The organism is Cupriavidus sp. 05T313 (assembly GCF_056396665.1).
Genome location: NZ_JBFTLX010000273.1, coordinates 1 through 9,124 on the forward strand (window position 1 = coordinate 1; position 9,124 = coordinate 9,124).

The 9,124-nt window shown below is 62.7% G+C and carries 8 protein-coding genes and 1 pseudogene; 1 reads left to right on the forward strand and 8 read right to left on the reverse strand.

Features of this window, described 5'->3' with window-relative positions:
- Positions 1 to 182: 182 nt before the first annotated feature.
- From AC1DKD_RS35275 to AC1DKD_RS35305, 7 genes are all read right to left on the reverse strand, one after another.
- On the reverse strand, positions 183 to 719 hold the full coding sequence (locus tag AC1DKD_RS35275; protein WP_441632225.1) for an ATP synthase subunit I: 537 nt from the start codon (positions 717 to 719) through the stop codon (positions 183 to 185).
- Between the two features lie 344 nt (positions 720 to 1,063).
- Positions 1,064 to 1,966: a ParB/RepB/Spo0J family partition protein gene (locus tag AC1DKD_RS35280; protein ID WP_441632223.1), complete on the reverse strand. Its 903-nt coding sequence runs from the start codon at positions 1,964 to 1,966 to the stop codon at positions 1,064 to 1,066.
- A 37-nt stretch (positions 1,967 to 2,003) separates the two neighbouring features.
- Complete coding sequence (locus tag AC1DKD_RS35285) at positions 2,004 to 2,777, reverse strand: ParA family protein (protein WP_035873008.1); 774 nt, start codon at positions 2,775 to 2,777, stop codon at positions 2,004 to 2,006.
- Positions 2,778 to 2,845: 68 nt separating this feature from the next.
- Positions 2,846 to 3,553 carry a 16S rRNA (guanine(527)-N(7))-methyltransferase RsmG gene (gene rsmG / locus AC1DKD_RS35290; RefSeq protein WP_477144316.1) on the reverse strand — a complete coding sequence of 236 codons (708 nt, stop codon included), beginning with the start codon at positions 3,551 to 3,553 and terminating at the stop codon, positions 2,846 to 2,848.
- Complete coding sequence (gene mnmG / locus AC1DKD_RS35295) at positions 3,554 to 5,494, reverse strand: tRNA uridine-5-carboxymethylaminomethyl(34) synthesis enzyme MnmG (protein WP_441632219.1); 1,941 nt, start codon at positions 5,492 to 5,494, stop codon at positions 3,554 to 3,556.
- A 198-nt stretch (positions 5,495 to 5,692) separates the two neighbouring features.
- Positions 5,693 to 6,553, reverse strand: a complete 861-nt coding sequence (locus AC1DKD_RS35300) for an N-formylglutamate amidohydrolase (protein WP_441632217.1) — start codon at positions 6,551 to 6,553, stop codon at positions 5,693 to 5,695.
- Complete coding sequence (locus AC1DKD_RS35305; RefSeq protein WP_477144317.1) at positions 6,546 to 7,553, reverse strand: tripartite tricarboxylate transporter substrate binding protein BugE; 1,008 nt, start codon at positions 7,551 to 7,553, stop codon at positions 6,546 to 6,548. Before AC1DKD_RS35305 ends, AC1DKD_RS35300 begins: the two co-directional genes overlap by 8 nt.
- A 123-nt stretch (positions 7,554 to 7,676) precedes the next feature.
- On the opposite strand from AC1DKD_RS35305, the gene AC1DKD_RS35310 reads away from it, so the two are divergent.
- A complete protein-coding gene (locus tag AC1DKD_RS35310) occupies positions 7,677 to 8,621 on the forward strand; it encodes a LysR substrate-binding domain-containing protein (protein ID WP_441632213.1) in 945 nt (314 codons plus the stop codon).
- Between the two features lie 264 nt (positions 8,622 to 8,885).
- Here AC1DKD_RS35310 and AC1DKD_RS35315 read toward each other — a convergent pair.
- A pseudogene (locus AC1DKD_RS35315) lies at positions 8,886 to 9,124 on the reverse strand (ABC transporter ATP-binding protein); the annotation flags it as partial.

A 9,124-nucleotide genomic window follows, 5' to 3' on the forward strand; every position in this document is an offset into this window, starting at 1 on the left:
GCCTTCAGCATGATTTGCTGGTCACCGCGGGCAAGCTCGTTTGAACCTTATCTGCGCCGCGCTTCACTGTTGTGACGCGCCACGCCAAAAAACTCTTGATATTCTGTTTTCGTGCCCCACTTCGACAGGAAGCACACTTATTCGATCTACTGCGCCTGGCCACTTTGCCCTGAGGCACACCCTCAGCGAATCGCCAGCGCCACCCAGTAGGTCTTGAGCGCAAGCAGGAACGTGACCAGCATCGGAACCCAGCGCAACTCGCTGTACAGCACCACCACCAGCACAAACAGTGCGGCGGTGGCAAACACCTTGATCGCCTCGCCGACCACAAGCCCGCTGATCGAGGGACGCTCGCGCGACATCCAGAGGCGCAAGGCGAAGAAGCCGCTGGGCACGAAACATACCGTGCCACCAAATAGTGCGGACCAACCCGCCGCCCCGGCGTTACCGCCGGCAAACAGTCGCCAGGCAATGGCCGACAAAACAGTAACCGCCATCTGCGCCAGCACGACCCTGCCGGGCGTCATGCGCGAAGGGCGCAGCGCGCGCTCGCCGAACAGCGTTTCCGCCTCGACGCGCGACAGCGGATCGACCGCCTCTTCCTCGCGCTCCGCCTCGTCGTCTTCCCAGGTTTCCCAGGCTGCATTACGTGCGACTTTAGGTGCGTTACGCGGCTGCCGGTCTTTATCCTGACCAGCATCATGACGATCTGAAACCACCTGCGTATTGCCTCTGCTTGTTGTTTAATCCGACCCGGAACTTTTCTGGACCGGCCGGAATTCAAACCGCACGATTTTACGAGGAATGCACCATGCGAGTCAATCTGCTTACAGACTCCTTGCAACAGTCCGCATTCCGCTTGCAATCTCCACGCGCCCATAGTGCGCGCGCGACCGACTGCCTCCAATAACGCGCCAAGTAATTGAAGCGCCTTGGGACAGCGGCGCACCATGGTCGTTTAACGCCCTTGCGTGGCGCTTACGAAGGGATCATCGCGGCCGGTCCGTGGCACTAAAACCACGCAGCCCGGCCGTTAATCGCGCACTATTTTCGGGAAGCCCACTCAGGCGGGAGACTGGCTCTCGCCGGGCTCGCGCAGGCGTGTCAGCACACCGTCGAGCGCATCGTTGCTGGTGAAGTGAATGGTGAGCTGGCCTTTGCCGCGGGTGCCCAGCTTGATCTGCACTGGCAAGCCAAGCACGTCGGATAGTTCTTCCTCAAGGCGCGTCACGTCGCGCGCCGGTGCGCCGTTGTTTGGTTTCTGCAACCTGAGGTCCAGGGGCTTGAGGGTGGAGGCTACCAGCTTTTCGGTCTCGCGCACCGACAATCGCTTATTAATGATTTGATTGGCGAGCGTGATCTGGTTGGCGCCGTCGACGGGTAGCAACGCGCGCGCGTGCCCCATGTCGAGATCGCCCGCCATCAGCATGGTCTGTACCGGCTGGGCGAGGTTCAGCAGACGCAGCAGGTTGGATACCGCGCTGCGCGAGCGCCCTACCGATTCCGCCGCCTGCTCGTGCGTGAAATTGAACTCGCGCACCAGGCGCATGATGCCTTGCGCTTCTTCCAGCGGATTGAGGTCTTCGCGCTGGATATTCTCGATGAGCGCCATCGCGGCGGCGGCTTCGTCTGCCACGTCCTTGACCAGCACCGGCACCTCGTCGAGCCCGGCGATCTTGGAGGCGCGGAAGCGCCGCTCCCCGGCAATGATCTCGTAGCGATCCGGCTCGGCCACGCGGCGCACCAGGATGGGCTGCATCAGACCCTGGGAGCGGATGCTCGCGGCCAACTCCTGCAACGCACCCTCATCCATGCGCGTGCGCGGCTGGTACTTGCCGGGCTGGAGCTGGTCCAGACGCAGCACCGAAGGCGCGCCCTCCTGCTTGACGGCATCGACAATTTCGGCCGGCCCACCCAGCAGGGCTTCCAGTCCGCGGCCCAGGCCCTTCTTCTTCACGGTGCTCATCTCGGTATCCTGTATACGTGAATCTCAGGCCCGGCGCTTAGCCGAGTTGCTTGACGCGCGCGATCATTTCCGCGCCGAAGTCGAGGTAAGCCTTGGCGCCCTTGGAGGACGGATCGAAGGCCACGCCGGGTACGCCGTAGGACGGTGCTTCCGCCAGCCGCACATTGCGCGGAATGACGGTCTTGAACACCTTGTCGCCGAAATGCGACTCAAGCTGGGCTGACACCTGCTGCTGCAATGTCACACGTGGATCAAACATCACACGAAGCAAGCCGATCACCTTCAGGTCGCGATTGAGGTTGGCGTGCACCTGCTTGATGGTGTTGACGAGATCGGACAGCCCTTCCAGCGCGAAGTACTCGCATTGCATCGGCACGATTACGCCGTTGGCGGCGCAGAGGCCGTTGAGGGTCAGCAGGGAGAGCGAGGGTGGGCAATCGATCAGCACGAAATCGTACTCGTCATCGACTTCGGCAAGGGCGTTCTTGAGCCGGCGCTCGCGCTGATCCAGCTCGACCAGCTCTACTTCCGCACCGGCCAGTTCACGGTTGGCAGGCAACACATCGTACTTGCCGGACTCGGAGTGCTGGCGCGCCTGTTTCACCGTAGATAGCCCGACCAGCACCTGATAGACGCTGTGTTCGAGCGACTGCTTGTCGATGCCGGATCCCATCGAGGCGTTGCCCTGGGGATCGAGGTCGACGAGCAGCACGCGCTGGTCCTGTGCCGCCAGCCCGGCGGCAAGGTTCACCGTGGTGGTGGTCTTGCCGACGCCGCCCTTCTGGTTTGCGATCACGAATACCTTGGCCATAAGCTCCTGCTGCTCCTGCTTGATTTCAACCTGCCGGGGGTGGGCGCCGGCGACAACCACCGGCCGGGTCAGCGGCGCGACAGCACCACCAGGTGACGCTCTGCGTCCAGCTCCGGCACGGTCAGGCGCGGGATTGCCTCGACCTGCCACTGTGCCATCAGCCCGGCCGCTTCCATGCGATCGATCTCGGGCTGGGGATAAACGCCCTTCATTGCTATCAGCTTGCCGCCCGGCGCCAGCAGGTGGCCGGCGAGCGAGACGAAATCGCTCAACTCTGCAAATGCGCGCGAGGTGATCACCGCATAGCCCTTGTTGTCCTCCAGCTTCTCGACCGGCCCCCAATGGGCAGCGGAATTGGACAATCCGAGCTGTGCCCGACACTGCGTGAGGAAGGCTGTCTTCTTTTGCACGATGTCGACCATCAGTACCGATACATCGGGACAGGCGATGGCAAGCGGCAGGCCGGGCATGCCGCCGCCCGAACCCACGTCGAGCACCCGGCGGCGCGCGCCCTCCTCCACCACGGCGGCGCGCGCCGCCTCCGCCAACGCCGGCACAGCGGCCAGCGAATCCAGCAKGTGGTGGGTGAGCATCTCGTCAGGATGACGGATGGCGGTCAGGTTATAGACGCCGTTCCATTTGCGCAGCAGCGCGAGGTAGGCAAACAACTGGTCTATCTGTGGCGCGGAGAGAGCCAGCCCGATGGCGGACAGGCCGGCTTCCAGCCGACGGCGCTGGTCGGCATCGTCCACGGCGGTGTAACGTTGGTTCCTCACTCAGGCGGCCTCTTGGCTGGAGCCGGACTTGGTACGCCCCATGCCCTTTTTCTTCAGATGGACCAGCAACAGTGAAATCGCCGCCGGCGTCACGCCGGAAATACGCGATGCCTGGCCGAGTGTCTCCGGGCGGTGCTGGTTCAGTTTCTGGCCGACCTCAATGCCCAGGCCGCGCACTTCGGTGTAATCGAAGTCTTCTGGCAAGCGGGTGGATTCGTTGGCTTCCAGCTTATCCACCTCCGCAGCCTGGCGTGCGATGTAGCCGTGATACTTGATGCCGATCTCGATCTGCTCGCAAATCTGCTCGACCAGCAGGGGATCGGTATCCAGCGGCTGGGCCGGCGCGAACTTGCCATCCTGCAGTGCCATCAGTGCGTCGTACGTAACGGCCGGACGGCGCAGCAGGTCGGCGAGGTTGTACTCGCGCTCGATCGCCTTGCCGAGCAGCGGCACCGCATCCGCCTCGGGCAGCAGGCTCGGATTGACCCAGGTCCCCTTCAATCGCTCTGTTTCACGTGAAACAGCATCGCGTTTCCGGTTAAATGCATCCCAGCGCACATCGTCGACAACGCCAAGCGCCCGACCAGCCTCGGTCAATCGCATATCGGCATTATCTTCGCGCAGGCTCAAACGGAACTCCGCGCGGCTGGTGAACATTCGGTACGGTTCCGAGACCCCGCGGGTGATCAGATCGTCGACCAGAACCCCAAGATAGGCCTGGTCCCGCCGGGGAGTCCAGGCTTCGCGCTCCTTCACGAAGCACCCGGCATTGATACCGGCCAGCAGGCCTTGGGCCGCCGCCTCCTCGTAGCCGGTGGTGCCGTTGATCTGCCCCGCGAAGAACAGGCCGCGGATCGCCTTGGACTCCAGGGAGGCCTTCAGGGCACGCGGATCGAAGTAGTCGTACTCGATGGCGTAGCCAGGGCGCAGGATATGCGCGTTCTCCATGCCACGGATCGAATGCACCAAGGCGAGTTGCACGTCGAACGGCAGGCTGGTTGAGATCCCGTTGGGATAGAACTCGTTGGTCGTCAGCCCTTCCGGCTCCAGGAAAATCTGGTGGCTGTCCTTGCTGGCGAAGCGGTGGATCTTGTCTTCAATGCTGGGGCAGTAGCGCGGCCCTACCCCCTCGATCACGCCGGTGTACATCGGCGAACGATCGAGGCCGCCACGGATAATATCGTGGGTACGGCTATTGGTATGCGTGATCCAGCACGGCAATTGCTGCGGGTGCTGTTCGGCACGGCCCAGGAAGGAGAACACAGGCACCGGGTCGAGATCGCCGGGCTGCTCCTCCATCACGGAGAAGTCGATGGTGCGGCCATCAATGCGCGGCGGCGTACCGGTCTTCAAGCGGCCCTGAGGCAGCTTGAGTTCCTTCAGCCGCGCGGACAGCGATACCGACGCAGGATCGCCTGCACGTCCGCCGGTGTAGTTATCCAGCCCCACGTGAATCTTGCCGTCGAGGAAGGTGCCGGCGGTCAGCACAACCGCGCGCGCGCGGAACGTAATGCCAACCTGAGTGACGGCACCGACCACGCGGTCTCCCTCCACCACGAGGTCATCCACGGCCTGCTGGAACAGCATGAGGTTCGGCTGGTTTTCCAGCCGGGTACGGATCGCCTTGCGATACAGCACGCGGTCGGCCTGAGCACGGGTGGCGCGAACGGCCGGGCCCTTGCTGGAATTCAGGATGCGGAACTGAATGCCCGACTCGTCCGTGGCAGCCGCCATGGCACCACCCATTGCGTCCACTTCCTTGACGAGATGGCCCTTGCCAATGCCGCCGATCGACGGATTGCAACTCATCTGGCCAAGGGTCTCGATGTTATGGCTCAGCAGCAGCGTCTGGCAGCCCATACGAGCCGCGGCGAGCGCGGCTTCCGTGCCGGCGTGGCCGCCGCCGACAACAATGACATCGAATTCTTTTGGGTAAAGCATGGAGGCGCCTCCTCCGGGAGGCTGGCGGGAAATGAATCGGGATGCCGAATTATAGCGGCATTCGCTGTGGCGTCCCTGCGCCGCGGCATGTTTCACGTGAAACATGCCGCATGAATAACTCGGGTGTGTTCCACGTGAAACAAAAAAAGCCGGGCGCGATGGCCCGGCTTGGATACTGACTGGATTAACGTCTACGCATCATGCCCCGCCCTGCTCTCGCAAGTAGCTGGCAATGCGTTCGACCAGTCGGCCGAGATCCGCCTGAACCTGGCCGAACCCGGTGCTGCGCTCGCGCGTTGCCTCATCCATATACAGCGGTCGGCGAATCTCGATCTGCAAGCTGTTGCGCCGCTCGGCGGGGCGCCCAATTTGCGCTATCAGTTGCACGCCCTTGTACGGATCGTTACGCGCCACCGTATAGCCGAGCGCCCGCAATTCGGATTCCACTAGTGCGACGAAATCCGGCTCGCAGGTCGTGCCGTCGCGATCGCCCAGCACGAAGTCCGCCAGTGGACGCGGACTCTGGATCTTGAGCCGCTCATAGGCGTTGTTCGGCATCGAGTGCAGGTTCAGATGCCAGACCGCACCGAAGCGCTGGTAGGCCTCCTCCACCGCCGCCGATAGTGCCTGATGGTAAGGGCGGTAGTATCGATCAATCCGGCCGCGTACCTCTTGCAGCGAGAGCTTGCGGTCGTAGATCCGTGTGGCCGCATCCACATTGCGCCAGATCAGTCCATAGCCCAGGCGCGTCTTTTCACCTGGCGCCAGCGGCTCAGGCCAGGCGCCATCCAGCAGTTCAGGATCCAGATCGTCTAACATACGATTGGGATCGATATAGACGCGGGGGAAATTCGCAGCAATCAGCGTGCCGCCGATCCGCGGCACGGCTTCCCACAGCGATTCCACGTGGGTGTCCTCGCCGCTCCGAAGGCGCTGCCGCGGGATGGCCGCACCGAAGTCCTGCGGGTAGCACGTGCCGCTGTGCGGCGAATCGCAAACCAGCGGCAAGGCCTGAGCCTGCGGCGCGGACTGGACAAAGGGTTCGAAGCTATCATTCATGCAATCGATCCAGTTTGATATTGGCGGCCTTGGCGACGCGCGCATAGCGCGTCATGGCCTGCTGGATCTGCACCTTGAAGCCATCCGGCGTGGTCGGCACGAGCGTGCCGCCGGACTCTTCCACCTTGCGCTTGAACTCCGGGTTCTGCATGGCCTTGTGGATGGCGCTGTTGAGCTTCTCGACAATAGCCGGCGGCGTGCCCGCGGGTGCCACGATGCCGAACCAGCCGCCATCCCCCATCTCCTTGTAGCCCAGTTCCGCGTAGGTCGGCACGTTGAGCAACTGCGGTGAACGAACTGCGCCCAGCACAGCGAGCGCGCGCAGCCGGCCGGATTTCACGTGGGGCAGCGTGGACGACAGGTTGTCGGTGATCGCATTGACCTGCCCCGCCACCGCATCGTTGAGTGCCAGGCCGGCGCCCTTGTAAGGTACGTGCAGCAGGTCGATCTTGGCCAGCATCATGAAGTTCTCGATATTCACATGGCCCAGCGAACCCGCGCCCGGTGAAGCGAAACTGTACTTGCCGGGGTTGGCACGGACCAGGGCAACGAACTCCTGCATGGTCTTGGCCGGCACGCTCGGATGCACGGCGAACACACTGGGGATCGCCACCACATTGGTGACTGGCGCGAAATCCTTGATCGGGTCGTAATTCAGCTTGGGGTACACGGCCGGGTTGGAACCGTGCGTGCTGACGGTAGCCATGCCGATGGTATATCCATCCGGAGCCGCGCGCGCGACCTGCTCCATGCCAAGCGAGCCGCCGGCACCGCCCTTGTTCTCCACCACGATCGACTGGCCCAGTTCACGGCCGCCGAACTCCGCCACCAGGCGCGCCGACAGGTCAGTCGAACCGCCCGCGGCAAAAGGTACGACCAGGCGGATCGGGCGGTTCGGATAGTTGGCCTGCGCGAACGCGCCGCCAGCGGCAGAGAGGCTGGCGCATGCCGCCAGGCAGGACAGGACAAAATGCCGGCGCGGCAAACTGGCTCGGATCATGGGGTTTTCTCCTTGGAGTTATATGGGAAGGTGGCCAAGTGTCGGCAGTTTACCGGGTCCGCACAAACGACTATATTGCACGGTTGCATTACCAAAGCTCATTCTCGGCTCCGCCCTCCCCCAATGCGGCTACGCTCGCCCTCGATGTCCGAACTGCATGCCTTTGCCGCCGCCGCGCGGCTGGGCAGCTTTACGCGTGCGGCCGAGGATCTGTGTGTCACCCAGGGGGCGATCAGCCGCGCCATTGCCCGTCTCGAATCGCACTTTGGCCAGCCCCTTCTCCAGCGCAATGCGCATCGCCTGACCCTGACGGATGCCGGCCGGCAACTGCTCGACTCGGTGGCCGGCCCGCTGGCAGCCATTGAGCACGCCAGCGCCGCCCTGCTCTCTCGCGACCGTCAGCATCACCTCACGCTGTCCGCGGTGCCCACGCTGGCCAGCGTATGGCTGATACCAAGGCTGCCGGATTTCCACCGTCGCTACCCCGAGATCCGCCTGGACTTTGTGCCGTACCGGCGCAACGAGGATTTCACAGGCCCGGCGCCGGATGCTGCAATCCTGGCCGGCACCCCGGACCGCTGGCCAAGCCTGCAATGCGACTACGTGATCGGCAGCGAGATGGTACCCATCTGTCATCCCGACCGGGCCCGCGCCCGCCATGAGGCTGGACGATGGTCCGAGCCGGCAGAACTGCTGCAAGAACCCTTGCTCTACCACACCACCGCCCCTGCCAACTGGCAACACTGGCTGTATGCGGCAGGCGTACCCAGTGCTGCGCCGGCGCTTGCCACGGGCTTCGACCAGGTCTCGATTCTGGTCCAGGCGGTCAAGGCGGACATGGGGGTGGCCGTACTGCAGCGCTGTCTGGTACGGGATGAGATTGCCGCGGGGCTCGTGGTGGCGCCGTTCGATTTGCCGATCAGGCTGACGCGGGGGTACTTTCTGTGTGCGCCGAGGGAGAGGCGGGACCATCCCGCATTTGCCAAGTTTCGTGCGTGGCTACTTGGCATGGCGGCGCATGATCCCGACGTGCTGCAGGCCAATCAGGAAAATTCACCAGACAAATAACAGAAGGAAAAATTCTGTAAATTATTTTTGTTCGCCGAATAGTCACTCGCCTCTTGGTACGCGGATATCTACACAACGAATTGATCGCCAATTCGTATATGCATTTACATTCTTTCCATAGATATATAGCGTACCTATCGCTGCGCTAACCATGGATCAAGAACGCATCTGTGGGGTCCGGCTTCTTGCCATCCAATCCACAAATAGTAATGACTGGAAATGCCAGTTATTATTCGTCGTATAAATTCCGWCAATCAATAAGGCCTAGGCCGCCTTCTTCGCCAGCCCCAGATACGTCTCGATCACCTTCGGATTCGCCGCCAGCTCCGCCGCCGGCCCCTCCATCGCCATGTCCCCCGTCTCGATCACATACCCATAGTCCGCCACCTGCAGCGCCGCGCGTGCGTTCTGCTCGATCAGCAGTGTCGCCACACCGGTCTTGCGCAGGTCGTTGATGATGTGGAAGATTTCCTTCACGATCAGCGGCGCCAGCCCGAGGCTTG